General features: G+C 72.1%; 27 protein-coding genes. 11 read left to right on the top strand and 16 right to left on the bottom strand.

Annotated elements, in window-relative coordinates; translation table 11 throughout:
* Positions 1-32 precede the first annotated feature (32 nt).
* The 3 genes from OG519_RS22185 to OG519_RS22175 all read right to left on the bottom strand — a co-directional run bounded on the left by OG519_RS22185 (position 33) and on the right by OG519_RS22175 (position 1,572).
* Positions 33-749 carry a PH domain-containing protein gene (locus OG519_RS22185; RefSeq protein ID WP_405586702.1) on the bottom strand — a complete coding sequence of 239 codons (717 nt, stop codon included), beginning with the start codon at positions 747-749 and terminating at the stop codon, positions 33-35.
* 80 nt (positions 750-829) lie between these two features.
* The gene (locus tag OG519_RS22180; RefSeq protein ID WP_405586700.1) at positions 830-1,249 is read right to left on the bottom strand and encodes a type II toxin-antitoxin system VapC family toxin; all 420 of its coding nucleotides are present in this window, start codon (positions 1,247-1,249) and stop codon (positions 830-832) included.
* Entirely contained in the window at positions 1,246-1,572 is a 327-nt protein-coding gene (locus OG519_RS22175) for a CopG family transcriptional regulator (protein ID WP_405586697.1), read from the bottom strand. Before OG519_RS22175 ends, OG519_RS22180 begins: the two co-directional genes overlap by 4 nt.
* 132 nt (positions 1,573-1,704) lie before the next feature.
* Here OG519_RS22175 and deoC point away from each other — a divergent pair, with 132 nt between their 5' ends.
* From deoC to OG519_RS22150, 5 genes are all read left to right on the top strand, one after another.
* The gene (gene deoC, locus OG519_RS22170; RefSeq protein ID WP_405592897.1) at positions 1,705-2,718 is read left to right on the top strand and encodes a deoxyribose-phosphate aldolase; all 1,014 of its coding nucleotides are present in this window, start codon (positions 1,705-1,707) and stop codon (positions 2,716-2,718) included.
* 3 nt (positions 2,719-2,721) lie between these two features.
* Positions 2,722-4,215, top strand: a complete 1,494-nt coding sequence (locus OG519_RS22165; RefSeq protein WP_405586695.1) for an aldehyde dehydrogenase family protein — start codon at positions 2,722-2,724, stop codon at positions 4,213-4,215.
* Positions 4,216-4,304: 89 nt separating this feature from the next.
* Complete coding sequence (locus OG519_RS22160) at positions 4,305-5,234, top strand: aldehyde dehydrogenase family protein (protein WP_405586692.1); 930 nt, start codon at positions 4,305-4,307, stop codon at positions 5,232-5,234.
* 42 nt (positions 5,235-5,276) lie between these two features.
* The gene (locus OG519_RS22155; protein WP_405586690.1) at positions 5,277-5,591 is read left to right on the top strand and encodes a hypothetical protein; all 315 of its coding nucleotides are present in this window, start codon (positions 5,277-5,279) and stop codon (positions 5,589-5,591) included.
* Positions 5,588-6,091: a hypothetical protein gene (locus OG519_RS22150; protein ID WP_405586688.1), complete on the top strand. Its 504-nt coding sequence runs from the start codon at positions 5,588-5,590 to the stop codon at positions 6,089-6,091. Before OG519_RS22155 ends, OG519_RS22150 begins: the two co-directional genes overlap by 4 nt.
* Positions 6,092-6,109: 18 nt before the next feature.
* On the opposite strand, the gene OG519_RS22145 is transcribed toward OG519_RS22150, so the two are convergent.
* A complete protein-coding gene (locus tag OG519_RS22145) occupies positions 6,110-6,508 on the bottom strand; it encodes a hypothetical protein (RefSeq protein ID WP_405586685.1) in 399 nt (132 codons plus the stop codon).
* A 17-nt stretch (positions 6,509-6,525) separates the two neighbouring features.
* Between OG519_RS22145 and OG519_RS22140 the strand changes: the two genes are divergently transcribed.
* Positions 6,526-7,263, top strand: coding sequence for a hypothetical protein (locus tag OG519_RS22140; RefSeq protein WP_405586683.1), 738 nt, complete (start codon positions 6,526-6,528; stop codon positions 7,261-7,263).
* A 105-nt stretch (positions 7,264-7,368) separates the two neighbouring features.
* Here the strand turns inward: OG519_RS22140 and OG519_RS22135 are convergent, their stop codons facing one another.
* A complete protein-coding gene (locus OG519_RS22135) occupies positions 7,369-8,199 on the bottom strand; it encodes a SigE family RNA polymerase sigma factor (protein WP_405586680.1) in 831 nt (276 codons plus the stop codon).
* Between the two features lie 358 nt (positions 8,200-8,557).
* Here OG519_RS22135 and OG519_RS22130 point away from each other — a divergent pair, with 358 nt between their 5' ends.
* From OG519_RS22130 to OG519_RS22115, 4 genes are all read left to right on the top strand, one after another.
* Positions 8,558-9,235 (top strand): response regulator, encoded by a 678-nt coding sequence (locus OG519_RS22130; RefSeq protein ID WP_405586678.1) that lies wholly within the window; start codon positions 8,558-8,560, stop codon positions 9,233-9,235.
* Complete coding sequence (locus OG519_RS22125) at positions 9,232-10,815, top strand: ATP-binding protein (protein ID WP_405586676.1); 1,584 nt, start codon at positions 9,232-9,234, stop codon at positions 10,813-10,815. Before OG519_RS22130 ends, OG519_RS22125 begins: the two co-directional genes overlap by 4 nt.
* A complete protein-coding gene (locus OG519_RS22120) occupies positions 10,815-11,513 on the top strand; it encodes a hypothetical protein (protein WP_405586673.1) in 699 nt (232 codons plus the stop codon). The genes OG519_RS22125 and OG519_RS22120 overlap by 1 nt, the downstream gene beginning before the upstream one ends.
* 146 nt (positions 11,514-11,659) lie before the next feature.
* The gene (locus OG519_RS22115; RefSeq protein WP_405586671.1) at positions 11,660-12,151 is read left to right on the top strand and encodes a VanZ family protein; all 492 of its coding nucleotides are present in this window, start codon (positions 11,660-11,662) and stop codon (positions 12,149-12,151) included.
* A 249-nt stretch (positions 12,152-12,400) separates the two neighbouring features.
* Here OG519_RS22115 and OG519_RS22110 read toward each other — a convergent pair whose 3' ends face one another.
* Entirely contained in the window at positions 12,401-12,721 is a 321-nt protein-coding gene (locus tag OG519_RS22110) for an ATP-binding protein (RefSeq protein WP_405586668.1), read from the bottom strand.
* A gap of 93 nt (positions 12,722-12,814) precedes the next feature.
* Positions 12,815-13,981 carry an adenosine deaminase gene (locus OG519_RS22105; RefSeq protein ID WP_405586666.1) on the bottom strand — a complete coding sequence of 389 codons (1,167 nt, stop codon included), beginning with the start codon at positions 13,979-13,981 and terminating at the stop codon, positions 12,815-12,817.
* A 103-nt stretch (positions 13,982-14,084) separates the two neighbouring features.
* Here OG519_RS22105 and OG519_RS22100 point away from each other — a divergent pair, with 103 nt between their 5' ends.
* Complete coding sequence (locus OG519_RS22100) at positions 14,085-14,885, top strand: alpha/beta hydrolase (RefSeq protein ID WP_405586663.1); 801 nt, start codon at positions 14,085-14,087, stop codon at positions 14,883-14,885.
* A 108-nt stretch (positions 14,886-14,993) separates the two neighbouring features.
* Here the strand turns inward: OG519_RS22100 and OG519_RS22095 are convergent, their stop codons facing one another.
* From OG519_RS22095 to OG519_RS22055, 9 genes are all read right to left on the bottom strand, one after another.
* A complete protein-coding gene (locus tag OG519_RS22095) occupies positions 14,994-16,283 on the bottom strand; it encodes a thymidine phosphorylase (RefSeq protein WP_405586660.1) in 1,290 nt (429 codons plus the stop codon).
* 99 nt (positions 16,284-16,382) lie between these two features.
* Complete coding sequence (locus OG519_RS22090; RefSeq protein WP_405586658.1) at positions 16,383-16,802, bottom strand: cytidine deaminase; 420 nt, start codon at positions 16,800-16,802, stop codon at positions 16,383-16,385.
* Positions 16,803-18,092 carry an ABC transporter permease gene (locus tag OG519_RS22085; RefSeq protein ID WP_405586655.1) on the bottom strand — a complete coding sequence of 430 codons (1,290 nt, stop codon included), beginning with the start codon at positions 18,090-18,092 and terminating at the stop codon, positions 16,803-16,805.
* Positions 18,089-19,198, bottom strand: coding sequence for an ABC transporter permease (locus OG519_RS22080; protein WP_405586652.1), 1,110 nt, complete (start codon positions 19,196-19,198; stop codon positions 18,089-18,091). The genes OG519_RS22085 and OG519_RS22080 overlap by 4 nt, the downstream gene beginning before the upstream one ends.
* The gene (locus tag OG519_RS22075; RefSeq protein WP_405592895.1) at positions 19,195-20,868 is read right to left on the bottom strand and encodes an ABC transporter ATP-binding protein; all 1,674 of its coding nucleotides are present in this window, start codon (positions 20,866-20,868) and stop codon (positions 19,195-19,197) included. The genes OG519_RS22080 and OG519_RS22075 overlap by 4 nt, the downstream gene beginning before the upstream one ends.
* A 270-nt stretch (positions 20,869-21,138) precedes the next feature.
* Positions 21,139-22,170 carry a BMP family protein gene (locus OG519_RS22070; RefSeq protein ID WP_405586649.1) on the bottom strand — a complete coding sequence of 344 codons (1,032 nt, stop codon included), beginning with the start codon at positions 22,168-22,170 and terminating at the stop codon, positions 21,139-21,141.
* A gap of 238 nt (positions 22,171-22,408) precedes the next feature.
* A complete protein-coding gene (locus tag OG519_RS22065; RefSeq protein ID WP_405592893.1) occupies positions 22,409-23,578 on the bottom strand; it encodes an amidohydrolase in 1,170 nt (389 codons plus the stop codon).
* Positions 23,579-24,071: 493 nt separating this feature from the next.
* A complete protein-coding gene (locus OG519_RS22060; RefSeq protein WP_405586646.1) occupies positions 24,072-25,541 on the bottom strand; it encodes a glycosyltransferase in 1,470 nt (489 codons plus the stop codon).
* Positions 25,542-25,705: 164 nt separating this feature from the next.
* The gene (locus OG519_RS22055; RefSeq protein WP_405586643.1) at positions 25,706-26,902 is read right to left on the bottom strand and encodes a hypothetical protein; all 1,197 of its coding nucleotides are present in this window, start codon (positions 26,900-26,902) and stop codon (positions 25,706-25,708) included.
* Positions 26,903-26,967 lie beyond the last annotated feature (65 nt).

Genomic DNA, 26,967 nt, shown 5'->3' with positions numbered 1-26,967 from the left:
CGGTGAGGACGACGCTCCCTCTCAAACCCGCCCTAGATCGCGAAAAGAACGATCAGCACGACCGCCCCCGCCACCGCCGGGGCGACAATCTCCCAGCACCACCGAACCGCCGGATCGACCCGTGCCTCGCCCTCCACCACCGGGTGCCGCTCCGCGATCTCCGTGAGTTCGGCCACCGCCTGGTCCGACCACGCGCGCACCGGCTCGCCGTCGACTCCCCGGGCCGCGGCCGCGGCCGCCGCGGAAGAACGCTGCGGGCGCCGCCGGAGGCCGGCTATCCCGGCCACCCCGTACTGATCGTCGCCCGCCGCCTTCGCCCGGACGGTCTGCCGGCTGGCCCGCTTGCGCGCGCGGATCGACACCGGGATCGCCCAGAGCTGGAACTTCCGCTCACCGGAGAAAAGCTCCGTCGAGTACGAGGCGCGGATCCGGTCCACCGCGGACCAGGGCAGCGTGATCGTCCGGAACGGGTTCCGGATCCGGAGCTGCTCGGCCCCCGCGTAGACAGCCGGCCGGATCGTGAAGGCGACGACCAGCGGCACCGCGAGCAGCAGCCCGGCCAGCGCGAGCCACGGCGTATGCCCGGAACCGCGCACCACCGCGTCCCCGCCCAGCCACGCCGCCAGCACGAGCAGCAGCACACCGCCGGCGAACCCGGCCGCCGAACGGTAGACCCGGTCGGCGTACTGCGGCTGCCCGCCGACGGTGGCCGCCGCCCCGCCCGAACGTTCCTGGTTGAAGCTCCTCATACCCTCGATTCTGCCTGACCCGTCCGACAGAGCCACCCTCCGGCCCACTCCCCCACTCTTTTCGCCCCGGAACCGCCGCCTCAGATCTTCATCACGGTGACCCGCCCAGCGCACAGCGCCGTGACGTCCTCCGGATCGGAACTCAGCACGGTGACCGGGCCGGCAGCCGCGAGGGCCGTGGCGCAGAGCATGGCGTCGATGGCGTACTTGTGCCCGTGCAGACCGGCGTCGGCGAGGAGTGCCGACGCCTGGCGGGCGATCGATTCGGTGACGGGCTCGATGACCAGGCGGGAAAGCGTCCACTCCAGAGCCGCGCGATTGATGCCGGGATGCATGACTTCGACGAGGGTGGCCGCGCTGGTGACGACCCGCATGTCGTCGGCCCTGGCCAGCGCGAGCCAGCCGGTGACCTCGCGATCGCGCAGCACCGCCTTGGCCAGCCCCTCGCTGTCGATCACCAGCGTGCCACCGGGAACGGCGACAGGGGTGACCCGGCTCATGCGGCGTGCGTCCCTGGTCCGCCCGCCGGCCCGGAACCCGGCCCCGACCCGGTCCCCGCGGGCGCCCCCGCCCCACGGTTCCCGCCCTGATCCACCCGCGCCTGGTGAAGCTGGTCACGCCTGGCCTGGATCTCCTCCTCGGTGATGGGCCCGTGCTCGGCCTCGGCGACAGCGATCAGCTCGTTGAGGTTGTCCCGCTCGATCTGCCGGGCGACGGCGGCGGCTACGTAGGCGGACAACCCGGAGGGACCGCTCCGGGCCCGGGCGGCCTCGGCGATGTCGCGGGGCATCGTGATCGAGTACTTCTGGGTAGGCTCGCTCATACCACTTATGCTACCGCTCATGCCCCGTGTCACCGCCGCCCAGGACGGCACCGCCGCCGGGAAAGCCTCCAGAGAGGCTTCCCACAAGGGTGGCGGAGCTGCTACGCGCGTAGATATGGTGGTGTGGTGACCATGTCCTCCGTTGTTCCCGCATACGCACCCGACGCCCCGGGGAAGCTGGCCGGTTTCGCGGACGCCACGGCGTCCGCGAGCGCGCTGCGCCGCTTTCTGCACGGACTGCCCGGGGTCGACGCCGTCGGGCTCGAAGCCCGGGCGGCCGGCCTCGGCACCCGGTCGATCAAGACGACGGCGAAGGCGTACGCCATCGACCTCGCCATCTCGATGATCGACCTGACCACGCTGGAAGGCGCCGACACCGCCGGCAAGGTCCGCGCGCTGTGCGCCAAGGGCGTCCGCCCCGACCCCACCGACCGCACCGCGCCCCAGGTCGCCGCCATCTGCGTCTACTCGGACATGGTGGCGGTCGCCAAGGAGGCGCTGGCCGACAGCGGTGTGGCGGTGGCCTCGGTGGCCACCGCCTTCCCCTCCGGCCGGGCGGCCCGCCACGTCAAGCTCGCGGACACCGCGGAGGCGGTCGCGGCCGGGGCCGACGAGATCGACATGGTGATCGACCGGGGCGCGTTCCTGTCCGGCCGCTATATGGACGTCTTCGAGGAGATCCAGGCGGTCAAGGAAGCCTGCGTCCGGCCCAAGGGGAGCGCCGCGGGCGCAGGCACCCGCGCCCACCTCAAGGTGATCTTCGAGAACGGCGAACTGGCCACCTATGACAACATCCGCCGCTGCTCCTGGCTGGCGATGCTGGCCGGCGCCGACTTCATCAAGACCTCGACCGGCAAGGTCGCGGTGAACGCCACTCCGGCCAACACCCTGCTGATGCTGGAGGCGGTCCGCGACTTCCGCGAGGCGACCGGCGTCCAGGTCGGGGTCAAGCCGGCCGGCGGCATCCGCACCGCCAAGGACGCGATCAAGTACCTGGTGATGGTCAACGAGACCGTCGGCGACGACTGGCTCACCCCCGACTGGTTCCGCTTCGGCGCCTCCAGCCTGCTCAACGATCTGCTGATGCAGCGTCAGAAGCTGAGCACCGGCCGGTACTCCGGCCCCGATTACGTCACGGTGGACTGATTCATGGCCTTCGAGTACGCCCCCGCGCCCGAATCCCGCGCGATCCTCGACCTCGCGCCCTCCTACGGGCTCTTCATCGACGGCGAGTTCACCGAGTCCGCCGACGGCAGGGTCTTCAAGTCGGTCTCCCCGTCGAGCGAGGAGGTCCTCGCCGAGGTCGCCCGGGCCGGCGAGGCGGATGTGGAGCGCGCGATACGCGCGGCCCGCACGGCATTCGAGCCGTGGTCCGCGCTGCCGGGCGCCGAACGCGGCAAGTACCTCTTCCGGATCGCCCGCATCCTCCAGGAACGCGCCCGCGAACTGGCCGTGCTGGAGTCACTGGACAACGGCAAGCCGATCCGCGAGACCCGCGACCTCGATCTCCCGCTGGTGGCCGCGCACTTCTTCTACTACGCGGGCTGGGCCGACAAGCTGGCCTACGCGGGATACGGTCCGGATCCGCGCCCGCTCGGCGTGGCCGGCCAGATCATCCCGTGGAACTTCCCGCTGCTGATGCTGGCCTGGAAGATCGCCCCGGCGCTGGCCGCGGGCAACACGGTGGTGCTCAAGCCCGCCGAGACCACCCCGCTGTCCGCCCTCTTCTTCGCCGACATCTGCCGGCAGGCCGGGCTGCCCCGCGGGGTCGTCAACATTCTGCCCGGGTACGGGGACTCGGGCGCCGCGCTGGCCGCCCACCCGGACGTGGACAAGGTCGCCTTCACCGGTTCCACCGAGGTCGGCCGGGCGATCGCCCGCGCGGTCGCGGGCACGGACAAGAAGGTCACCCTGGAGCTGGGCGGCAAGGCGGCGAACATCGTCTTCGACGACGCCCCCATCGACCAGGCCGTCGAGGGCATCGTCAACGGCATCTTCTTCAACCAGGGCCATGTCTGCTGCGCGGGCTCGCGGTTGCTGGTCCAGGAGTCGGTGCACGACGAGGTGCTCGACGCGCTCAAGCGGCGGATGAGCACGCTGCGGGTCGGTGATCCGCTGGACAAGAACACCGATATCGGCGCCATCAACTCCGCCGAGCAGCTCGCCCGGATCACCGCGCTCGCCGAGGCGGGCGAGGCGGAGGGCGCCGAGCGCTGGGCCCCGGCGTGCGAACTGCCCACCAGCGGCTACTGGTTCGCGCCGACCCTCTTCACCGGGGTCACCCAGGCCCACCGGATCGCCCGCGAGGAGATCTTCGGCCCGGTGCTCTCGGTGCTGACCTTCCGTACGCCGGCGGAGGCGGTCGAGAAGGCCAACAACACGCCGTACGGGCTGTCGGCGGGCATCTGGACCGAGAAGGGTTCGCGGATCCTGTCGATGGCGAACAAGCTGCGGGCCGGGGTGGTGTGGGCGAACACGTTCAACAAGTTCGACCCGACCTCGCCGTTCGGCGGTTACAAGGAGTCCGGCTACGGCCGGGAGGGCGGCCGGCACGGCCTTGAGGGGTATCTCGCCCCGGCGGGCGGAGCGGCGGGGACGCCCGGCGGGACCGTGGCGCCCGGAGCAGGGGAGCGCGACCGATGAAGGCGTCCGAGAAAGCTGAGCACCCCGAAAACGCTGTGAACCCTGAGAACCCTGAAAACGCTGAAAACCCTGAGAAGGCTGAGCATGCGGTGAAGGCCGAAAAGTCCGAGCGGGCTGAGAAGCCCGTCAAGGCCGAGAAGTCAGAGAAGCGGGAAGCCGTGCGGCTGAGCGTGTTGAAGACCTACAAGCTGTACGTCGGGGGCGCGTTTCCCCGTTCCGAGAGCGGCCGGGTGTACGAGGTGACGGACTCCAGGAGCGGTGCGTGGCTGGCCAACGCGCCACTGTCGTCGCGCAAGGACGCGCGGGACGCGGTGGTGGCGGCCCGCAAGGCGGTGGCCGGCTGGTCCGGGGCGACCGCCTACAACCGCGGGCAGGTGCTGTACCGCGTCGCGGAGATGCTGGAGGGGCGGCGCGACCAGTTCGCCCGCGAGGTGGGCGAGGCGGAGGGGCTGACGAAGGGGAAGGCGGCCGCGGTGGTGGACGCGGCGGTGGACCGCTGGGTCTGGTACGCGGGCTGGACCGACAAGATCGCCCAGGTGGTCGGCGGCGCGAATCCGGTGGCCGGGCCCTACTTCAACCTCTCCACGCCCGAACCGACCGGCGTGGTCGCGGTGTTGGCCCCGCAGGACTCGTCGTTCCTGGGCCTGGTCTCGGTGCTCGCCCCGGTGATCGCCACCGGCAACACCGCGGTGCTGGTCGCCTCGGAGCGGGCGCCGCTGCCCGCGCTCTCGCTCGGCGAGGTGCTGGCCACTTCCGATGTCCCGGCCGGCGTGGTCAACATCCTCTCCGGCCGTACCGCGGAACTCGCCCCGCCGCTCGCCTCCCACCAGGACGTCAACGCGCTCGATCTCACCGGCGCCACGGGTGAGCTGGCCGTCGACCTGGAGGCGTCCGCCGCCGACACCCTCAAACGCGTCCGGCGCCCCTCCCCCACCGAATCCTGGACCGCCGACCCCGGCATCTCCCGCCTGACCGCCTGGCTGGAGACGAAGACGGTCTGGCACCCGATCGGGGTGTAGTCCGCTTGCGGCAGCGTCTTACGGCGTCATACGCTCGGGGGTATGGCCAAGAACCGGATGACGCTGACGCTCGAGTCGGACGAGGACGCCGCGGTCCGCGCCGCCGCCCAGGAGGAAGGCCTTGAGCTTTCCGCCTTTCTGCGGGTGGCGGCGCTGGCCGAGGTCTCCCGGCTCAGGCGGACCAAGGCGCGGTTCGCCGAGATCGACGCGCTGAGCCGGGCCGCCGAGCAGGCACCCGCAGAGGGACGACCGGCCGAGCAGACCGAACCGTCCGCGGCGGACGACGCGGCGATGGACAGCTACCTCGACGCGATCGACACCGCGTTCGCCAAGCGACGCCCCGGCACCGCCGCGTGACCGTCTTCCTCTACGACACGGGCGCGCTGATCGCCCTGGAGCGGAACGAGCCGGAGGCGCACCGCTTCCACGAACGGCTGGTGAGCCGGCCCGGGGCACATCCGCCGGTCGTCCTGGTCCCCGTGCTGGCCCAGGCGTGGCGGCCACGGCCCGGCCACTGGACACCGCTGGCGCGGATCCTGCCCACCTGCACGCTGTTCGCCGCCGATACGGGCGTGCCCGACTGCGGGGTGTGCCACTCAGGACACACCATCGACGACGCGAAACGCGCGGGCGTCGGCGCGGCCCGCGCCACGCTGCCGGCCAAGAAGCGCCCCGACGCGGTCGACGCGCTGATCACGGTGGTCGCCGCGCGCCACGAACACGCGGTGATCCTCACCTCCGACCCGGACGATCTGTGCGCCTACCGCGACGCGCTGGGCGGGGCCGGCGAGGGCGTCGCGGTACTCCCCGTCACCTCCCTCGCGGAGTTCCGCTCCGGCAAACCGACCCTTCTCTGAGACGGACGCCGAGTCGGCTCAGTGCGGCAGCAGTCCCGTCAACGGCCCCGCGAGGGGCAGGGTGCCGAGGGAGCCGCCGGAGGTGAGGGGGGAGGTGGCGTCGGCGGTGGAGACGGGGCGGAAGTCGGCGACCTGGGAGCCGACCGCGTTGTCCAGGGGGTCGACGCCGGTGTTGGAGAGCGGGTCAAGGCGCAGGTCCCGGACGGGGCCGATGCCGTAACCGAGCGAGCCGGTGACGTACTGGGTGGGGAGCGCCTGGGCGGGGAGCGTGTCGGTCAGGGTGCCGCCCACCGGGAGGGCCGGAGTGGCAGGGGTGGCGGGTGTGGCAGGGGTCGCCGCCGCGGCGATCCCGGCGGGCAGCACAGCCGCCGCGGCGGACAGGAAGAAAGCGGTACCGGCGGTACGGAAAGAGAGCATGCACCCAGAGTAACGTAATGAGCGCCCAGGGTAGTTGTTCACCCGGCGGGTCACGCCCGCGGCGTCGTGCGGGAGAATGGTGTCCCGTGAGTTCACCCTCCCCAGAAGCCGCGCACGGAACCACCCCTCTCCCGCCGCGCTCCCGCGTGATCCTGCTGGCCGGCCCCTCCGGTTCCGGAAAGTCCTCGCTCGCCGCCCACAGCGGCCTCCCCGTACTGGTCCTCGACGACTTCTACAAGGACGGCGACGACCCGACCCTCCCGCTGCTGCCCGGCTCCACCGCCGTCGACTGGGACGCGCCCGGGTCATGGCACGCGGCCGCCGCCGTCGCCGCGGTGGCCGAACTCTGCGCCCGGGGCGCCACCGACACCCCCGTCTACGACATCGCCGCCAGCGCCGCCACCGGCCGCGCCCACCTCGACCTGCGGGGCGCCCCGGTCTTCGTGGCCGAAGGCATCTTCGCCGCGGAGATCGCCGAACGCTGCCGGGAGTTGGGGCTGCTCGCCGACGCGCTGTGCCTGCGCGGCCGACCCACCACCACCGCCCGCCGCCGCTTCCTGCGGGATCTGCGCGAGGGCCGCAAGTCGGTGCCCTTCCTCATCCGCCGGGGCCTGCACCTCCTGCGCGCCGAACGCGCGATCGTCGCCCGCCAGATCGCCCTCGGCTGCCACCCCTGCGCCCAACCCGAGGCCCGCCTCCGCATCACCGCGGCCGCAGCGACCCGCACCCCCGCGGCCGTCCCGGTTGACGCATAGGGCGGCGCGGCAAAAAAACGGGGCCGGACGGATTCCCCCTTTCCGTCCGGCCCCGCTCCCCCGTATCCCCCCGGTCAAAAAGCTCAAATGGCCGGCGTGGCCGCGCTACGCGACCAGCTCGCCGAAGGCCGCTTCCTCGTCGTGGCCGAAGCTCAGCGCCTGGTCCTCGCGCATCCGGCGCAGCGAGCGCCAGATGCTGCTCTTGACCGTGCCGACGCTGATGCCGAGGATGTCGGCGATCTCCGGGTCGGTCCGGCCCTCGTAGTAGCGCAGCACCAGCATGGTCCGCTGCTGTTCGGGCAGCCGGGCCAGCGCCTGCCAGAGGACCGCGCGCAGTTCGGTGCCGCCCATCTCGTCGGTGTCCCCCACCGTCTCGGGCAGCTCCTCGGTCGGGTACTCGCTGAGCTTGCGCCGCCGCCAGGCGCTGATGTGCAGATTGGTCATCGTCCGGCGCAGATACCCGCCGACCGCGGCCTTGTCGCTTATCCGGTCCCAGGCCCGGTAGGTGGAGAAGAGCGCGCTCTGGAGCAGGTCCTCGGCGGCGAACCGGTCACCGGTCAGGTGATAGGCGGTCGCGTAGAGGGAGGCCCGGCGTTCCTGGACGTAAGCGGTGAAGGCGGCTTCCGCCTCGGCCCGCTTGGCCTCGGCCTGTTCCGCCGTGAGGCGCCCGGTGAGGTCCGTCCCGTCGGCCGGTACGGTGCCGGGCACCCGCTCGACGGCGGTCTCCGCCAACACCTCCGGCGACTGCTCGACCGGCGCCTCGACCGAGGTGATGTAGGCCGGCCGCTGGCGCGGCACCAGGTGCGCGGTGGTGTTGCGTCCGGTGCCGCGAGCGTACCCCCGTGCGCTCGCGGCACCGGCCGTCTCGGCGGTTCGTACCGAGCGGGAGAGCGCGGAATGAACTGCGGTACCGGTGGAGCCGTGCAGTGTCTTCATTGTCGCGCCCCCGTCGTGGAACCTTCAGCGTGGTCTTCGGCGTCGCAGCCGTTGTGCGGCTTTCCCCGCGTCGATGGGATAAGACTGGCGGGCCAGTTTCATGGGCTTGTCCGCCGAGTGTCACAGGCCCGTCACAGAGGCCTGGGCAGCCGTGTCCTCGCCGACCCCGCCCGCAGCACCACCTGCGCACCCCCTGTCGTAACCCCGTCGCACCCCTGCCGTGACCCCACGCGCACTCCTGCCGCGCTCCTGTCGCGCTCCTGTCTTCGATGCCCCCACCCCGGCCCCCCGGACTTGATTACGGATCGAGACAGGATCAGGGTTCATCGCCCACCGGGCGTAGGCAAGAATGTCCGGCGTGCCCTTCCTGTTGCTGATCGAGGATGACGACGCCATCCGCACCGGTCTTGAACTCGGCCTGTCGCGTCAGGGTCACCGTGTGGTGTCCGCCGCCACGGGCGAGGACGGTCTGCGGCTGCTGAAGGAGCAGCGCCCGGACCTGATCGTGCTGGACGTCATGCTCCCCGGGATCGACGGCTTCGAGGTGTGCCGGCGCATCCGGCGCACCGACCAGCTCCCGATCATCCTGCTCACCGCCCGTAGCGATGACATCGACGTGGTGGTGGGCCTGGAGTCGGGCGCCGACGACTATGTGATCAAGCCGGTGCAGCCCCGGGTGCTGGACGCCCGGATCCGGGCCGTGCTGCGGCGCGGCGAGCGGGACAGCACCGACTCCTCGGCCTTCGGCGCGATCGTCATCGACCGCAGCGCGATGACCGTCACCAAGGACGGCGAGGACTTGCAGCTCACGCCGACCGAGCTGCGGCTGCTGCTCGAGCTGAGCCGGCGGCCCGGCCAGGCGCTGTCCCGGCAGCAGTTGCTGCGGCTCGTCTGGGAGCACGACTACCTGGGCGACTCCCGGCTGGTGGACGCCTGTGTGCAGCGGCTGCGCGCCAAGATCGAGGACGTGCCGTCGTCGCCGACCCTGATCCGTACCGTGCGCGGCGTCGGCTACCGGCTGGACACTCCTCAGTGACCGATGGCCGGGTGCGCCGGGTCTCCGGGCTGCTGCGCTGGACGACGAGCCTGCGGCTGCGGCTGGTCGCGGTGTTCGCGGTCGTGGCGCTGACCGCGGCCGTCGCGGTGTCGGGGATCGCGTACTGGCTCAACCGGGACGCGGTGCTGACCCGCGCCCAGAACAGCGCGCTCAACGACTTCAGCGACTCGTTGCAGCGCAACGCCGCCCTGCTGCCGGTCGAGCCGACCTGTATCTCGCTGAACACCGCGGCGGACAAGATCGGCGGCCCGGACACGTACCAGGTGGTGCTGATTGACACCACGCCCGACAACGGGCAGTGCGCGGCGGCCTCGGACCGGGACCGGTTCTCGATGGACGCGGTGCCGGAGTCGTTGCAGCACGCGGTCAACACCGTGCACAAGGACGGCGATTACCACCTGCACTGGGAGCGGATTTCGCTGCGTGACCACCCCTATCTGGTGGCGGGCGCGCGGATCAACGGCAACGGGCCGACCGGCTACATGCTCAAGTCGCTGGACGCGGAGCGCAAGGACCTCAACTCCCTCGCCTGGTCGCTGGGGATCGCCACGCTGCTGGCGCTGATCGGGGCGGCGCTGCTGGCGCAGGCGGCCGGTTCGGCGGTGCTGCGGCCGGTCCGGCGGCTCGGCGAGGCGGCGCAGCGGCTCGGCGAAGGCCATCTGGACACCCGGCTGAAGGTGACAGGGACCGACGAACTGGCCGAGATGTCACGGACGTTCAACAACGCGGCGGAGTCGCTGGAGTCGCGGGTCGAGGAGTTGAGCGCGCGTGAGGCGGCCAGTCGCCGTTTCGTCGCCGACATGTCCCACGAGCTGCGGACGCCGCTGACCGCCATCACCGCGGTGACGGATGTGCTGGAGGACGAGGCGGAGACGCTCGATCCGATGATCGCGCCCGCGGTGCGGCTGGTGGTCAGTGAGACCCGGCGGCTGAACGAACTGGTGGAGACGCTGATGGAGGTCACCCGGTTCGACGCGGGTACCGCGAAACTGCGGGTGGACGAGGTGGATGTGGCGGACATGATCATGGCGTGCATGGACGCCAGGGCGTGGGTCGACTCGGTGGAGCTGGACGCTCCCCGCGGGGTGCTGGCCAATCTCGACCCGCGCCGGCTCGATGTGATCATGGCGAATCTGATCGGCAACGCGCTGAAGCACGGCGGCTCACCGGTCCGGGTGTCGGTGCGCAAGGAGCGGCAGGTCGGGCGCGGAAGTCATGAGGGCCATGAGGGGCAGCTCGGGCAGGAGGGGCCGTACGGGCAGGACGGGGAAGAGATCGTCATCGCGGTCTCCGACCACGGGCCCGGTATCCCGGAGGATGTGCTGCCGCACGTCTTCGACCGGTTCTTCAAGGCGGACGCCTCCCGGGCCCGCTCCGAGGGCAGCGGCCTCGGTCTGTCGATCGCGATGGAGAACGCCCACATCCATGGCGGTGACATCACCGCCGCCAACGGCCCCGACGGCGGCGCGGTCTTCACGCTGCGGCTGCCGGTTCGCCCGACCGGCGCGGACCCGGCGGGCGAGGACGAGCCGAGACGCGGACCGGCGGGGGTGGCGTGATGGGGGGCTCTGGCCTGTCGGCGGCGGAGACGCGGCCGGTCCACATATCCGCCGGCCGACGGTCGGTCGGGCGTACGGTGCGGCGGGGCACGGTCCGGCGGCGCGGGATACGTACGGGGGCGGTCGCGCTGCTGCTGCCCGCGGTCGCGGTGCTCGCGGGCTGCGGGATCCGGAGTACGACGGTGCCGGTGGACGCCGGGCCCGCGCCGTCGCGGGTGTCCTGCGCGGTGCCCGAGGCGCCGGCGACGCCGCCGGCGGACACCGTGCTCAGGCCGGTCTACCTCGTGTGCAGTCAGCAGATCACCCGGGTACGGCGGGTGGCGGAGCTGCGGGAGGCGCCGGTCAGCGCGTGGTCGGTGGCGGGTGAGCTGATCAGGGAGTTGCAGCGGAGCCCGGGGGTCGACGAGACCAGGGCGGGGTTCTCCACGGCGGTGCCGGGCAACCGGTTGTATCTGCTGGCGCCGGCCTCGGGTGATCCCAGGGTGGCGCTACGGCTCAGCCAGTCGCTCGACGAGCTGCCGTCGTTCGCGCTGGCCCAGATCATCTGCACCTTCACCGACAATCCGGTGATCGCCCCCGGCCACTCGGTGGTGCTCGGTGGGCCGGCGCCGACCGAACTGCGCCGCTACACCTGTACGTCGGACCTGCGCACCCGGTCGGACGCGGCGGATACGGCGGGGACGCCGGTCGGTGGCTGAGTTGCGGCCGGGGATGGGGGCTGGGTACGGGTCGGGGCGGAGGTCGGGGCCGGGGCGGAGGTCGGGGCCGGAAGGCGGCACTCCGTTCGTGCGGGAACCGTGGGGCGGGTCGTGGCGTCCTTGACAGCGTGCGGCACGATGGCTCCATGATCAGGGTGCGCGCGGCCGGGCTGCTGCTGACCGCGGCGTACCTGGCGTTCGTCGGCTGGATGCTGCTGCGGCCGCATTACGTGGCCTGGGTGCCGTCCCCCAACCTCCGTCCGCTGGGCACGATTCGGGCGGACCTGGCGATGGGGCCGGGCGAGGCGGCGCAGCGGATCGGGGCGGGGCTTTCGCTGCTGGCGCCGCTGGGGGTGCTGTTGCCGATGGCGGGCGGGCGGATCCGGGCGGGCGGGGTGACGTCGTTCGCGCGGACGGTGTTCGCGGCGTTGATGGTGTCGCTCTCGCTGGAGTTCACGCAGACGCTGGTGCCGGGGCAGCTTTTTGATGTTGACGCGTTGTTGCTCAACACGCTTGGGGTGGCGGTTGTGCATGTTCTTTTGGTGCCGCGGGGGAGGCGGTGGTTGCGGCTTCGGGAGGAGGCCGCTGCCGCGGCGGCGGCGCCGTTGGAGCGGGCTCCCGCGGGGCTGGTCCCTTAGCGGTGCCCCTTCCGGGGGGGCGCCCGCCGCTGGGGTTCCGCCGGGTCCCGGCCTCCAGCCCGGTGGGGGGTTGCTCGCGCAGTTCCCCGCGCCCCCTTTAGGTTCGACGTCCCCAGCCCGGAAGCGCTTGCTCGGCCCCTGCGGGGCCACCCCGCCGCTGGGGTTCCGCCGGGTCCCGGCCTCCAGCCCGGTGGGGGGTTGCTCGCGCAGTTCCCCGCGCCCCCGACGGGGCACGGCTCCTCTTCCCCGCTAGCTGTTGAGGATGGACGTGCCGGTGGGGAGGCCGCCGAGGAGGGTGGGGAGGGGGGCGACGGAGTTGCCGGAGAGGTGGTTGCCGGCGGGGAGGAGGTGCGCCGCCTCGGTGGGGAGGGTGGGGGACGCGTGGGTGAGGGCCTGCTGGGCGCCGGACGCGGAGGCCGCCGCGCCCGGGAGCAGGTTGGTCGCCTGGCCGACCGGGAGCGAGTTGAGGCCGGAGGTCAGGTCGGCGGCCGAGGCGCTGCCCGCGGCGGCGGCCACGGCGGCCAGGCTGAGCGCGGCGGTGGCGAGGGTCTTCTGGGTTCGCTTCTGCATAACTGCCGAACGTAGTCAGCCGGTGACGGCACCCGCAACCGGCGTGCCGCCGCCCCGGACGGCCCAGGCGCCGCTCCACCGCGCCCCGCGCGATCAGCTCCGCTCGACCACGGAACCGCTGGCCACCACCGGTACGGCCGCGCCGGGCGCGAACAGCCACTCGGCCTTCAGCTCGGCATACCCGGGCTTGATCACCTCATTGATCATGGCCAGACGTTCGTCAAAAGGGATGAACGCTGACTTCATCGCATTGACGGTGAACCACTGCATGTCGTCGAAGGTGTAGCCGAACGCCTCGACCAGATGCCCGAACTCCGCGCTCATCGTGGTGCCGGACATCAGCCGGTTGTCCGTGTTGACGGTGACCCGGAAGTGCAGCCGCCGCAGCAGCCCGATCGGGTGCTCCGCGTAGGAGGCGGCCGCGCCGGTCTGGAGGTTGGACGTCGGGCACATCTCCAGCGGCACCCGCTTGTCGCGCACGTACGAGGCCAGCCGGCCGAGGGTCACCTGGCCGCCGGGCCCCCGCTCGATGTCGTCGATGATCCGCACACCGTGGCCGAGCCGGTCCGCCCCGCACCACTGGAGCGCCTGCCAGATCGACGGCAGCCCGAACGCCTCGCCGGCGTGGATGGTGAAGTGGTTGTTCTCCCGCTTGAGGTACTCGAAGGCGTCCAGGTGCCGGGTGGGCGGGTAACCCGCCTCCGCGCCCGCGATGTCGAAGCCGACGACGCCCGCGTCCCGGTAGGCGTTGGCGAGTTCGGCGATCTCCAGCGAGCGGGCCGCGTGCCGCATCGCGGTGAGCAGCGCGCCCACCCGGATCCGGTTGCCGTCCTCGCGGGCCCGCCGCTCGCCTTCCCGGAAGCCCTCGTTGACCGCCTCGACGACCTCGGGCAGGCTGAGGCCCCCTTCGAGGTGCTGCTCGGGCGCGTACCGGATCTCGGCGTAGACCACACCGTCGGCGGCCAGGTCCTCGGCGCACTCGGCGGCGACCCGGACCAGTGCCTCCCGGGTCTGCATCACCGCGCAGGTGTGCGCGAAGGTCTCCAGATAGCGTTCGAGCGAACCGGAGTCGGCCGCCTCCCGGAACCAGGTGCCGAGCCCGGCCGGATCCGTCTCGGGCAATCCGTCGTAACCGGTGGCGCGGGCGATGTCCACGATCGTGCCGGGGCGCAGCCCGCCGTCCAGGTGGTCGTGGAGCAGTACCTTGGGGGCGCGGCGGATCTGTTCCGGGGTGGGAATGCCCGATGTGACGTTCTGCATGCTCGAACTGTAGTCCCTACGCGCGTAGATCTCTGATCGAAAAAAACAACTATTTTCCGCCCGGCCATACTGCGCACACCCCCTCGTCTGCGATCGTTGCGCCATGGCTTCGCAAGCATTACCGGCGCGTGGCGCGCGCCTTGGGCGCGCCGTGCCGCCCGGGCGGGTGGCCGTCCCGCTGGCACCTCCGTCCCGACCGCGCGATCAGGACCACACCGCGACGGTGCGCGCCGTCGTCCTCGCCCTGCCGGGCGGCGACGCGCTCAGCACCCGCCGCCGCTCCCCCATGGCCGCCGCCCTCATCTGGCCGCTGGCCCGCCACTTGGTGCGGGCCGGCGCGGCCGAGGGGGTGGCCGCCCACCTCGTGCACTACCGCTTCCGCGGCTGGAACGGCGGCCACGCCCATCCGGCGGAGGACGCGGAGTGGGCGGTCGGCGAGGCGGTGCGCCGCTACGGTGACGTGCCGGTGTGCCTGGTCGGCATCGACATGGGCGCGCGGGCGGCGCTGCACGCCGCGGGGCACCCGGCGGTGACCTCGGTCGTCGCGCTCGCCCCCTGGCTGCCGCGGGACGACGAACCCGAGCCGGTGAAGCAGCTCATCGGGCGCCGGGTGCTGATCGCGCACGGCACCAACGACGAGTCCACCGACCCCGATCTCTCCTACCAGCTCGCCGAACGGATCAAGAAGGTCAACCAGCGGATCTGCCGGTTCGAGGTCCACTCGGCCGGCCACGGCCTGCACCCGCACCGGGCCGAAGTCTTCGCGCTCGCAGGCGACTTCGTGCTGGGCTCGCTGCTGGAGCGCCCCTACGCGCGTCCCATCGCGGACGCGCTGGCCGCGCCCCCGCCGCTCGGCCTGCGGATGCCCCTGGCCGCGGGCTTCGGCCGCTCCCTGCGCGCCTGAGACCCGGCCGGCCCGCGGGGGCAGCGAGAGCGCCTGGACCGACCGGCCGGGGGCCGGGCCCGGGCCGGGGTCACTTCGAGCCGGGCCCGGGGGCGCGTTATTCGCGGCTCAGTCGATCCGGTCCAGCACGATCCGCCGGGGATCCGCCCCGGCGGAGGCCGAGATGGTCACCGCGGCCGCCAACGCCTCCTCGGCGTAGGGGAACTTCTCCGGGGTGTCGGTGTGCAGGGTGAGCAGCGGCTGGCCGGCCACCACCCGGTCGCCCGGCTTGGCGTGGAGTTCGACGCCGGCCCCGGCCTGGACCGCGTCCTCCTTGCGGGCCCGGCCCGCGCCGAGGCGCCAGGCCGCGACACCGACCGCGTAGGCGTCCAGGCCGGTGAGCACGCCGGAGGAGGCCGCGGTGACCACCTGGGTCTCGCGGGCGACCGGCAACTCGGCGTCGGGGTCGCCGCCTTGGGCGCGGATCATCCGGCGCCACACGTCCATGGCCGAGCCGTCGGCCAGCGCCTCGGCCGGGTCGGCGTCCGGCAGACCGGCCCCGTCCAGCATCTCGCGGGCCAGCGCGAGGGTGAGTTCGATGACGTCGGCGGGGCCGCCGCCGGCCAGCACCTCGACCGATTCCCGGACTTCGAGGGCGTTGCCCGCGGTGCGCCCGAGGGGTACGGACATGTCGGTGAGCAGGGCCACCGTGCGGACCCCGTGGTCGTTGCCGAGGCCGACCATGGTGGCGGCCAACTCCCGGGCGTCCGCGAGGGACTTCATGAAGGCGCCGGAGCCGACCTTCACATCGAGCACCAGCGATCCGGTGCCCTCGGCGATCTTCTTGGACATGATGGAGGAGGCGATCAGCGGGATCGACTCCACCGTGCCGGTGACGTCCCGCAGCGCGTAGAGCTTCTTGTCCGCGGGCGCGAGCCCGTCCCCGGCGGCGCAGATCACCGCGCCGGCGTCACCGAGGACGGCGAGCATCTCGTCGCCCGAGAGCGAGGCGCGCCAGCCGGGGATCGACTCCAGCTTGTCGAGCGTGCCGCCGGTGTGGCCGAGGCCGCGCCCGGAGAGCTGCGGGACGGCGGCGCCGCAGGCGGCGACGAGCGGGGCCAGCGGCAGGGTGATCTTGTCGCCGACGCCGCCGGTCGAGTGCTTGTCCGCGGTGGGCCGGGACAGCCCGGAGAAGTCCATCCGCTCCCCGGAGGCGATCATCGCCGCCGTCCAGCGGGCGATCTCGGCGCGGTCCATCCCGTTGAGCAGGATGGCCATGGCGAGCGCGGACATCTGCTCGTCCGCGACCGCGCCCCGGGTGTAGGCGTCGATGACCCAGTCGATCTGCTCGTCGCTGAGCCGACCGCGGTCGCGCTTGGTACGGATGACGGAGACGGCGTCGAATGCGTCGGCGTTCACGGTGACAACTTCCCAGCGAGTAGTTCGAGCGGGCGGACAGAACATCAGCACACCGGCCGGCACCGCACGCGGCACGGCGCCGGGCGGCGGCCCGGCCGGTCAGCGCTCCAGGTCCTCGGGCCCGAAGGCGTCCGGCAGCACCTCGCGCATCGTCCGCACCCCCCGGACCGTGTCGACCAGCAGGTCGGGGCCGCCGTGCTCCCAGAGCAGTTGCCGGCAGCGCCCGCAGGGCATCAGCACCGCGCCCCGCAGGTCGGAGCAGGTGAAGGCGACCAGCCGGCCGCCGCCGGAGGCGTGCAGCGCCGAGACCAGCCCGCACTCGGCGCAGAGCGCGACCCCGTAGGCGGCGTTCTCGACGTTGCAGCCGACGACGGTGCGGCCGTCGTCGGTGAGCGCCGCCGCGCCGACCGGGAAGCCGGAGTAGGGCGCGTACGCCCGCTCCATCGCCGCCCGGGCGGCGCCGCGCAGCGCCGCCCAGTCCACCGCGGCCGCGGCGGCCGTCGAAGCACTGGAACCCATTTACCCGCCCTGTCCCTTCCGGTATGGCAGCCCGTCCGCCTTCGGCATCCGCAGCCGCTGCGCCGACAGGCCCATCACCAGCAGCGTGGCGACGTACGGCGTGGCCTGGACGACCTCGTCCGGGACCGAGTCGGTCAGCGAGTACCACAGTGCCAGCAGCACCGCGAAGCCGAGCGCGATCGCCGCGCCGAGCCGGGCGCCCCGGTAGAACTTCCAGGCCGCCATGGCGAGCAGCAGCAGCGCCAGCAGGAGCAGCAGCGCGTGCACGGACGGGCCGCCGTTGCGGAGCTGGAGGCTGTCGGCGTAACCGAAGAGCCCGGCGCCCATGGCCAGACCGCCCGGCCGCCAGTTGCCGAAGATCATCGCGGCGAGGCCGATGTAGCCGCGGCCGCCGGTCTGCCCCTCCAGGTAGAAGTGCGTACCGATGGCGAGGAAGACGCCGGCGAGCCCGGCCAGGCCGCCGGAGATCATCACCGCGAGGTATTTGTACGTGTAGACGTTGACGCCGAGCGACTCGGCCGCCACCGGGTTCTCGCCGCAGGAGCGCAGCCGCAGGCCGAACGGGGTGCGCCACAGGATGAAGAAGGTCGCGACGAAGAGCACCAGCGCGATCAGCGTGAGCGCGGAGATGTTGGTCACCACACCGCCGACGATCCCGGCCAGGTCGGAGACCAGGAACCAGTGGTGTTTCTCCAGTGTGGACAGCCAGTGGGAGAGCCCTGGCACGGTGAAGTGCTTGATGTCGTCGATCGGTGGTGACTGCTTGGGGGTGCCGCCCTTCTGCGCCGCCTCGCCGACGTTGAACAGGCGCTTGGCGAGGTAGGCGGTGACGCCGGTGGCGAGGATGTTCATCGCGACACCGGCGATGATGTGGTCCACGCCGAAGGTGACGGTGACGACCGCGTGCACCAGGCCGCCGAGCACGCCGCCGGCCACACCGGCCAGCACGCCGAGCCACGGGTTGGTCTGCCAGCCGGCCCAGGCGCCGAAGAACGTGCCGAGGATCATCATGCCCTCAAGCCCGATGTTGACCACGCCGGCCCGCTCCGACCACAGGCCGGCCAGCCCGGCCAGACCGATGGGGACCGCGCCGGAGAGCGCGCCGGCCACCTGTCCGGCCGAGGTCACGTCCTCGGCGCCGGTGATGGCGCGTACCGCGGAGACCAGGATCAGGGCCGCGGCGACGATCAGCAGGATCACCGGCAGGGTGAGCTTGAAGCGGCCGTTGACGCCGCCGCCGGGGCGGCGCGTCGCCGGCGGCGGGGTCTGGGTGGTCGCGGTGGCAGTCACGCCGTCACCTCCTGCTTGTCGTCGGAGCCGGCGGCGGCGAGTTCCGCGCCGACCTGGCGTTGCTGCCGGGTCAGGCCGTAGCGGCGTACGAGTTCGTAGGCGATGACGACCGCGAGCACGATGACGCCCTGGATGACGCCGACGATCTCCTTGTCGTACCCCTCGAACTCCAGGCCGTTGGAGGCGCGTTCGAGGAACGCCCAGAGCAGGGCGCCGATGCCGATGCCGACCGGGTTGTTGCGGCCGAGCAGGGCGACCGCGATACCGGTGAAGCCGATGCCGGTCGGGAAGTCGGTGCCGTAGTCGTACGACTGGTTGAGCAGCGTGGGCAGGCCGACCAGGCCGGCCATCGCGCCGGAGATCAGCATGCTGGTGATGACCATCCGCTTGACGTTGACGCCGCTGGCCGCGGCGGCCGACTCGGAGCGGCCGACCGCCCGCAGGTCGAAGCCGAAGCGGGTGCGGGACAGGCCGAACCAGTACAGGACGCCGGCCAGCACCGCGAAGACGATGAAGCCGACCACCGGACCGCTGGCGGTGCTGAAGTTGAAGAGGTGGCTGCCGGCCGGGATCGGCTTGGTGGAGACCATGTTGGCGTTCTTGTCGAGCACGCCGAGCCGGCCGTCCTGGAGGAAGTAGCCGATGACGATGCCGGCGATCGAGTTGAGCATGATCGTCGAGATGACCTCGCTGACGCCCCGGGTCACCTTGAGGACACCGGCGATCGCGGCCCAGACCGCGCCGACCGCCATGGCGGTGAGGATGATCACCGGGATCTGGATCACCCCGGGGATCGACAGCGCGCCGCCGACCGCCGCGGCGAAGAAGGCGGCGAGCCGGTACTGGCCGTCCACGCCGATGTTGAACAGGTTCATCCGGAAGCCGACGGCGACGGCGAGGCCGGCCAGGTAGTACGTGGTGGCCTTGTTGAGGATGTAGACCTGGCTGTCGGACTTGCTGCCGTAGTCCACCATCACGTTGAACGCGTGGAACGGTTCCTTGCCGGTGGCCAGCAGTACCAGGGCGGTGACGATCAGCGCCCCGACCACGGCCAGTACGGGGGCGGCGATCCCGAGGATCAGCCGGTCCTTGTCGAACTTCTTCATCGGTCCTCTCCCTCGGCTCCCTCGGCCGCCGTGGCCTGGTGCGGGACGGTGGGCGGCCCGGCGGGCGCCTCTTCGGTCCCGCCGGCCTCGGCCGCCTCGCCGGCCAGGTGTCCCGAGGCGGCGCCGGTCATGGCGGACCCCAGCTCTTCCGGGGTGATGGTGCCCGGGTCGGCGTCCGCGACCAGCCGGCCCCGGTACATCACCCGCAGTGTGTCGGAGAGCCCGATCAGCTCGTCCAGGTCGGCGGAGATCAGCAGCACCGCGAGCCCCTCGCGCCGGGCCTCCCGGATCTGGTCCCAGATCTGCGCCTGCGCGCCGACGTCCACGCCCCGGGTGGGGTGCGCGGCGATCAGCAGCTTGGGCAGATGGCTCATCTCCCGCCCGACGATCAGCTTCTGCTGGTTGCCGCCGGACAGCGACGCCGCGGTGACCTCGATGCCGGGAGTGCGTACGTCGTACTCGCGGACGATCCGCTCGGTGTCGCGGCGGGCCGCGCCCGGGTCTATGAGGAAGCCCCTGCTGTTGGGGCGCTCGGTGACGTGCCCGAGGATGCGGTTCTCCCACAGCGGGCCTTCGAGCAGCAGCCCGTGCCGGTGCCGGTCCTCCGGGATGTAGCCGATGCCGTCCTCCCGCCGCCTGCGGGTGGGCGCCACCGAGATGTCGTTGCCGTCCAGTACCAGCGTGCAGGTGTCGGGGACCCGGATTCCCATGATCGCCTCGACCAGTTCCGCCTGGCCGTTGCCCTCGACGCCCGCGATGCCGAGCACTTCGCCCTTGTGGATGGTGAAGCCGATGTCGTCCAGCACGATCCGCTCGACGCCGTCCGGGTCCACCGCGGCCAGCCGCAGCCCCTCGACGGTCAGCATCGGCTCGGTGGTGACGGTGGACTCGCGGGTCTCCGGCGAGGGCAGTTCGCTGCCCACCATCAGCTCGGCGAGCTGCTTGGTGGTGGTCTGCCGCGGGTCGACGTTCCCCACCGTGGTGCCGCGCCGGATGACGGTGATCTCGTCGGCGACCGACAGCACCTCGCCCAGCTTGTGCGAGATGAAGATGACGGTCAGGCCCTCGGCCTTCAGCTCCCGCAGGTTGTCGAAGAGCGCGTCCACCTCCTGCGGCACCAGCACGGCGGTGGGCTCGTCCAGAATCAGGATCCGGGCGCCGCGGTAGAGCACCTTGAGGATCTCCACCCGCTGCCGGTCGGCGACCCCCAGGTCCTCGACCAGCGCGTCCGGCTTGACGCCGAGCCCGTAGGCGTCGGAGATCTCCCGGATCCGGTTACGGGCCCGGCCGCCGATGCCGTGCAGCTTCTCGCTGCCGAGAACGACGTTCTCCAGCACGGTGAGGTTGTCGGCGAGCATGAAGTGCTGGTGCACCATGCCTATCCCGCGGGCGATGGCGGCGCCGGGGTCGCCGAAGGTCACCTGCTCGCCGTTGATGGCGATGGTGCCCTCGTCCGGCTTCTGCATGCCGTAGAGGATCTTCATCAGGGTGGACTTGCCGGCGCCGTTCTCGCCCACGAGGGCATGCACGGTGCCGCTGCGCACGGTGATGTCGATGTCGTGGTTGGCGACGACACCGGGGAAGCGCTTGGTGATTCCCCGCAGTTGGACGGCCGGGGTGGACGGCGGCGCGGACTCGGGCGGCGTGGGTGGACTCGTGGACGCGTTGATGGCGCACTCTCCTCGGGGGAAAGGCTCGGGCAGTGCTCGGTCAGTGGGGGCGAACGTATCGCGGGACCCCTAGGGCGTGTGTTAGAAGTCCCTCCCCCAGCTACCGCTGGGAGGTGCCCCCAGTCTCACGGCGCCTGGCACACACGCCCTAGCCGTGACGGGACGGGGCCACACGTCGACAAGGCTCGGCGGGGGTGCGCAAACAACCCCCGCCGAGCCTCATGTCACACGCTTCTCATCGGCTCGTGGTCGAGCCCGAGGTTCCCTGGATCACGGAGTGCTGCTGACCGTGATCGCCTTGGAGACGATCTTCTGCTTCGCGGCGTCGAGCTGCGCCTGGATGTCGCTGATGAAGCCGCCGGAAGTGGACACCGACACACCGCCGTTGGCGAGGGTGTACGAGTTGGTGCCGGTCTTCGGCTTGCCGTCCTTGACCGACTTGATCAGGTCGTAGACCGCGACGTCGACGTTCTTGATCGCCGAGGTGAGGATGCTGTTCTTGTACTTGGCCAGCGCCGGGTCCTGGTACTGGTCGGAGTCCACGCCGATCGCCCAGGCGCCGGACTTGGCGGCCACCGCCTGGATGGAGCCGTCACCGGAGAGGCCGGCCGCCGTGTAGATGACGTCCACGCCGCTGTCGAGCATGCCCTGCGCCTTGCCCTGGGCCGACGTCGGGTCGTTGAAGCCCTTGGTGTCGGTCTCGTAGAGGTACTGGCGGGTGACCGTCACCGACGGCTTGGTGTCCTTGACGCCCTGCGCGAAGCCGGCGTCGAAGGTGCCGATGAGGGTGTTGTGCACACCGCCGATGAAGCCGACCTTGCCGGTCTTGCTCTTCAGGGCGGCGGCGACACCGGCGAGGTAGGAGCTCTGCTCGGTGGCGAACACCATGCTGTCGACGTTGGGCGCGTCCACCACGGAGTCGACCAGGCCGAAGGTGGTCTTGGGGTACTTCTTGGCGATGGCGGTGACCGCGTCGCCGTAGGTGAAGCCCACCGCGACGACCGGGTTGTAGCCGGCCGCGGCCAGCGAGTCGAGCCGCTGCTCGCGGTCGGACTCGGTCTCGCCGTTGCTGGCGGTCAGCTCCTTGGTGCCGAGCTTGAACTCCTTGTCGGCCTTGTCCATGCCACGCGCGGCGGAGTCGTTGAAGGAGTGGTCGCCACGGCCGCCGACGTCGTAGGCCATGCCTACGCCTTTGTCCTTGCCACTGCCCGAACTGGTGGAACTGCTGCCACACGCGGTCGCGGTGAGCGCGAGGGCCGCGGACACCACACCCGCGGCAGCTATCTTGGATACCCGGCGCAAGAGGGTCCCCTTCAGTTGGAAGCGCCCCATCCGGCGCTGGCTAAGCCCGGAGCTTAACGCGCGTAGATGTCAGGTAAAGACCGAATGAAGACCTGTTATCGGATCGACGCATTTCAGCCAGGTGAAGCACCCGTAGCGGATGCTTCACCCGGTGTCAGATCCCCAGTACACCGGCGTTCGCGGGGCTGCGACGGCGGCGGCCGACCGCCATCGCCGCCCCGTGTCGGGACGCCCCGTGTCAGGACAGTAGCGCCGCCGCGGTGAAGAGGTCCACGCCTACCGCGATCGCGCCCTCGTCCACATCGAAGTCGCCCCGGTGCAGATCGTGCCGCGCGGTGTCGCCGACGGCCCGCACGCCGAGCCGGGCCAGCGCGCCGGGCACCTGCTCCAGGTACCAGGAGAAGTCCTCGCCGCCCAGGCTCTGCTCGGTGTCCTCGACGGCCTGCGCGCCGTACCGCGCGGTCATCGCCTCCCGCAGCAGCTCCACCGAGACCGCCTCGTTGACCACCGGCGGCACCCCGCGCTGATAGGTGATCTCGCACTTGGCCCGGTAGATCGCCGCGATCTGGTCGATCACCTCGTGCACCAGGTCGGGGGCGTCGTGCCAGGCCACCAGGTCCAGGCAGCGGACGGTGCCCTCGATCTCGGCGTGCTGCGGGATGACGTTCGCCGCGTGACCGGCCTCGATCCGGCCCCAGACCACGCTCATCCCGGCCCGCGGGTCCACCCTGCGGTTCAGTGCGGCCGGCAGCTCGGTGGCGAGCTTGGCGGCGGCCATCACCAGGTCGGTGGTCAGGTGCGGGCGGGCGGTGTGGCCGCCGGGACCGTCCAGGGCGAGCTTCAGCTTGTCGGCGGCCGAGGTGATGGGCCCCTGCCGCAGTCCGATCCGGCCGACCTCCACCTTGGGGTCGCAGTGCACGGTGAGGATCCGCTCCACCCCGTCGAGCACCCCGGCCTCCACCGCGTCCAGCGCGCCGCCGGGCATGATCTCCTCGGCGGGCTGGAAGACCAGCCGGACCGGGCGCGGCAGGGTGCCGCGCCGGCTCAGCTCGGCGAGCACCAGTCCGGCGCCGAGGACGACGGTGGTGTGCACGTCGTGGCCGCAGGCGTGGGCGCGCCCGTCGACCGTCGAGCGGTACTCGACGGTCTTGGTGTCGGGGACGGGCAGCGCGTCGAGGTCGGCTCGCAGCGCGAGCCGCTTGCGGGCCGGGTCTGCCGGGCCGATGTCGCAGACCAGTCCGGTCCCGTTCGGCAGCACCCGCGGCTGGAGGCCGGCCTGCGCCAGCCGGGCCCGCACCTTCTCGGTGGTCCTGACCTCCTGCCGCGCCAGCTCCGGGTGGCGGTGCAGGTCACGGCGGAAGGCGATCAGTTCGGCCCGCAGCTCGGCCGAGAGCACGCAGGCCGGCACCGCGGATGTGTCGTGCTGGTCGTGCTTTTCCTCTTGATAAACGGGTGAGTCGTCGTTCACCTCAGTCAGGGTATGCCCCACAACCGACTCCTCTTACTCGATCGGGAAATATTGGGTACGGCGAGAGGAGAAGAAGTCGCCTGATCGGCGCATACCGAATCATCCTCGAGGGTATGCCCACCCTTTTGGGGTTCGACCTGATCACACCCGTACATCGTGCGGTGCCACGCGTCGGCGCGCGGTGCCGCCTCATGCCGTTCGGCGCCGTTGGGCTGCCGCTCGGCTCGTCCAGTGTCGTCCAGCTTGGCGCAAGGACGCTTGGAACCGCTTAAGCGGCCGCTCGACGAGCCATCCGCCACGCGGGACGTTGTTCGCCCCGGGGCGTCCCCGCCCGCGGGCGGGGACCACCAGCGTACGGCCGGTCTGTTACGGGTGGGTGCGCGGCGCGGCAGCCGGCCCCCGGGTGGGGCTGCCGGCGGGGCTGACGAAAGGCCTACCGGCGGGGGCCGAGCAGGCGGGCGTAGAGGTCGAGCAGCGGGGTGGACTCGGTCTGCCAGGACCACCGCTGGAGGACGTCGACCCGCTCGTAGGCCTTGCGGTAGCGGCGGGGATTGGTGAGGACGGCGCCGACCGCGCGGACGAAGTCGGCGGTGTCGCGGGCGCGGAAGACCTCCCCGTTGCCGAGTTCCAGGGTGGCGGCGGCCATCGCCCGGACGTCGCTGACCACCACCGGCAGCCGGGCGTGCGCGTATTCGAAGTAGCGGGAGGCCAGCACCGCCTGGTGGTGCGGGAGTTGGTGGACCGGCAGGACGCCGATGTCGGCCGAGCAGAGGAAGGTGGGGATCTCGTCGACCGGCACGTAGGGCAGGACGTGGAGCCGCCCCTGGACGCCGAGCCGGGTGGCCCGTTCGCGCAGCGCGGCCAGTTCCGCGTCGCCGGTGTCGGGGACGACGAAGGCGGCGTGCAGGTCGTAGAGCTTGGGCAGGGCGTCGATGACGGTGGCCGGGCCGCGGTCGGGGGTGACCGGACCGATGTGTACGAGGAGCGGGACATCGGCGGCGAGATGGCAGCGGTCCCTTACGCCGTTCGGGTGGCGGGCGGCGATGGTGGCGAGCGGCGGGGCGTTGCGGACGACCGCCGGGGTGGCGGCGAGGCCGTGGCGTTGGCGGAGTTCTCCGGCCAGCCGGTCGCCGACGGTGACGACGCCGTCGGCCTCGCGGGCGAAGGTCCGCATCAGGGCGTCGGAAGCCACGGTGGCCCGGCGGGTCCGCGCCGGCACCCGGGGTGGCGCGTCCCAGACCACCTCGATCCGGTGGCCGGAGCCCTCAGCTCGCAGTGCGGCCCGGATCGCGAGCGCCAGCGAGCGGTGGCCGAGCGCGTGGATGAGGTGCGGGCGGACCGCGTCGAGCACCGGGCCGTACGCCGCTTCCTCGTCGAGCAGCCCTGGATCGAGGCGCCAGGCGCGCCGGCCGAGCAGCAGCCGGGCGACCTCGGTCACCAGGTTGTCCAGCCGGCCGTCGGGGCGCTCGCGGCGGCGGACGGCGGACCGGTACTGCGCGGCGCGGGCCCGGGTCCAGCCGGCCCGTGTGGCGTGTCGCAGCCGGGCCAGGGTGTGGCCGACGCGGGCCAGTGCGAGCAGCGGCAGCGGCCGGTGCACGATGTCGAGTTCGGCGCCGCGGGTGGTGAGCAGCGCGCGCCGGGCGGTGAGCAGCGTGGTGCGGTACTCGTAGGCCGCCGTGGACCGGTAGGCCAGTGGCCAGCGCAGCCCGGGTCGTGGCCGCACCACCCGGTGGGTGCGCAGCACATCGCCCACGGCCACCTGCCGTACCTCGACGCCGGGCAGGGCGAGCCCGGCCGGCGCGCGGCCGATCAGCGTCACCTGGTAACCGGCCGCGCGGGCGGCGCCCGCCACTCTGATCGCCCGCGAGTCGCCGTCGAGACCACCGCCCGAGACCACGGCCACCCGCGCTGGTCCGCGTAAGCTCCCCGTCATTCCCGCACCCAACCCCATCCAGATGATCAAAGGGTTAAGTACGGCTTGCCGGAGGGCGAACGGGCCCGGGTGATGGACCACGCGGGCCGCCGGGGGGGCGCCGGCCGGTGCGGGCCGCCGCGGGCCGGTGCGGGTCAGGCGGGACTCGGGGTGTCCTCCATCGGCAGGCCGTGCAGATCCCGGGCCGAGTCGGTGATCCCGCTGAGGAAGGTGTGGGCCCGGGGCGAGGCGCCGGAGGTGAGCCACTCCTGGTCGATGTCGACCATCACGATGTCCACGCCGGTGCCGGCCAGGGCCAGCGGCAGCGTATGGACCACCGTGGAGGGGAAGGACAGCACGGACCGGCCGATCGGCCCCCGCCTGGCGACCAGTTCGAGCGGCAGATCGGGCCGGACGATTTCCAGGCCGGTCTCCACCGCCAGCTTGTGCAGCTTGTCGACGGCCTCCCTGCGGTGCGCGAAGTACCGCTTGGCGCCGTGGCGTTCGGCGAGCGCGCGGACCACGTCCAGATACCGGTCCGGGTCGAGCACCCCGGTCTCGACCAGCGAGGTGCCGATCAGGTCGGTGCCTTCGAGCACGTGCGGCGGCCCGAACCGGCTGCGGGTCCAGGCGAATCGGTTGGCGCGGACCGTCATCCCGGCCGGCGGGGTGGCGGGCATCGCGCTGAACAGCTCGACGGTGCGCCGCTTGCCGGGGGTGAGCCGGCGCCGGGCGGCCGAGGCGAAGAGCCCGAACGCGGCCTCGGCCGGCGACCTGCGCCGCCCGCTGCGGTGCCAGCGCACCAACCGGCCGCCCCTGGCCAGGATTTCGGTGAACTCCATGGTGGCGGTGCCGTCGTCCACCACGGTGAACTCCCTGGCGCGGCACAGCGGCAGCAGCGTCTGCACCAGCCGGGAGAACGGATCGCCGATGACCAGCCGCTTCACCCGGAAGAGCAGCGGCGCCAGCTTGACGGCGGTGCTCATCAGGCCGCCGCTGCGGCCCTCACCGCCGCGCGCCTCGTACCAGAGGACGACGGCGCCCTCCTCGCGGGCGAGTTCGGCCATCCGGCGGAGCTGGCCACGGCTGATCGGGTCCCGTGGTGAGAGCACCACCACGGTGAGCGGCTGGGCCGCTCGGGCGGTGTCCCCGCCGCCGCGGCCCTCGCGGGCGGCCCCGCCGTCCCGGACGGCGCGGCCGTCCCGGGCGGCGGGGATCGCGGGTACCGCGGGCGGATGCACGTGGGCCCACTCCAGGACGTTCAGAAGCTGGACCGGTGACTCGACCAGCGCGACCGGGCCGGAGCCCGGTGCGGGCGGTCGGCCGGTGCCGAACGCGGGCCTTGCGGTCATTGCCTCGTCCTCGTCCCTTGTGTGTGCTGGTCGCTTCGCGTCCGCTAAGCCGGCCGGGCCGCCCT

This window comes from Streptomyces sp. NBC_01190 (assembly GCF_045039895.1).
In the GTDB taxonomy this organism is placed as follows: Bacteria; Actinomycetota; Actinomycetes; order Streptomycetales; family Streptomycetaceae; genus Actinacidiphila.
Note: the sequence above shows the minus strand (reverse complement) of the source record. Positions and strands in the feature narration are given on the sequence as shown.

What these genes read in the sequence shown, in the direction of transcription:
- OG519_RS22185 (WP_405586702.1), bottom strand. Translation starts at nt 749, where the DNA reads ATGAGGAGCTTCAACCAGGAACGTTCGGGCGGGGCGGCGGCCACCGTC.
- OG519_RS22145 (WP_405586685.1), bottom strand. Translation starts at nt 6,508, where the DNA reads ATGCTCTCTTTCCGTACCGCCGGTACCGCTTTCTTCCTGTCCGCCGCG.
- OG519_RS22155 (WP_405586690.1), top strand. Translation starts at nt 5,277, where the DNA reads ATGGCCAAGAACCGGATGACGCTGACGCTCGAGTCGGACGAGGACGCC.
- OG519_RS22140 (WP_405586683.1), top strand. Translation starts at nt 6,526, where the DNA reads ATGAGCGCCCAGGGTAGTTGTTCACCCGGCGGGTCACGCCCGCGGCGT.
- OG519_RS22110 (WP_405586668.1), bottom strand. Translation starts at nt 12,721, where the DNA reads ATGCAGAAGCGAACCCAGAAGACCCTCGCCACCGCCGCGCTCAGCCTG.
- OG519_RS22165 (WP_405586695.1), top strand. Translation starts at nt 2,722, where the DNA reads ATGGCCTTCGAGTACGCCCCCGCGCCCGAATCCCGCGCGATCCTCGAC.
- OG519_RS22090 (WP_405586658.1), bottom strand. Translation starts at nt 16,802, where the DNA reads ATGGGTTCCAGTGCTTCGACGGCCGCCGCGGCCGCGGTGGACTGGGCG.
- OG519_RS22115 (WP_405586671.1), top strand. Translation starts at nt 11,660, where the DNA reads ATGATCAGGGTGCGCGCGGCCGGGCTGCTGCTGACCGCGGCGTACCTG.
- OG519_RS22175 (WP_405586697.1), bottom strand. Translation starts at nt 1,572, where the DNA reads ATGAGCGAGCCTACCCAGAAGTACTCGATCACGATGCCCCGCGACATC.
- OG519_RS22120 (WP_405586673.1), top strand. Translation starts at nt 10,815, where the DNA reads ATGGGGGGCTCTGGCCTGTCGGCGGCGGAGACGCGGCCGGTCCACATA.
- OG519_RS22135 (WP_405586680.1), bottom strand. Translation starts at nt 8,199, where the DNA reads ATGAAGACACTGCACGGCTCCACCGGTACCGCAGTTCATTCCGCGCTC.
- OG519_RS22180 (WP_405586700.1), bottom strand. Translation starts at nt 1,249, where the DNA reads ATGAGCCGGGTCACCCCTGTCGCCGTTCCCGGTGGCACGCTGGTGATC.
- OG519_RS22105 (WP_405586666.1), bottom strand. Translation starts at nt 13,981, where the DNA reads ATGCAGAACGTCACATCGGGCATTCCCACCCCGGAACAGATCCGCCGC.
- deoC (WP_405592897.1), top strand. Translation starts at nt 1,705, where the DNA reads ATGTCCTCCGTTGTTCCCGCATACGCACCCGACGCCCCGGGGAAGCTG.
- OG519_RS22100 (WP_405586663.1), top strand. Translation starts at nt 14,085, where the DNA reads ATGGCTTCGCAAGCATTACCGGCGCGTGGCGCGCGCCTTGGGCGCGCC.
- OG519_RS22055 (WP_405586643.1), bottom strand. Translation starts at nt 26,902, where the DNA reads ATGACCGCAAGGCCCGCGTTCGGCACCGGCCGACCGCCCGCACCGGGC.
- OG519_RS22080 (WP_405586652.1), bottom strand. Translation starts at nt 19,198, where the DNA reads ATGAAGAAGTTCGACAAGGACCGGCTGATCCTCGGGATCGCCGCCCCC.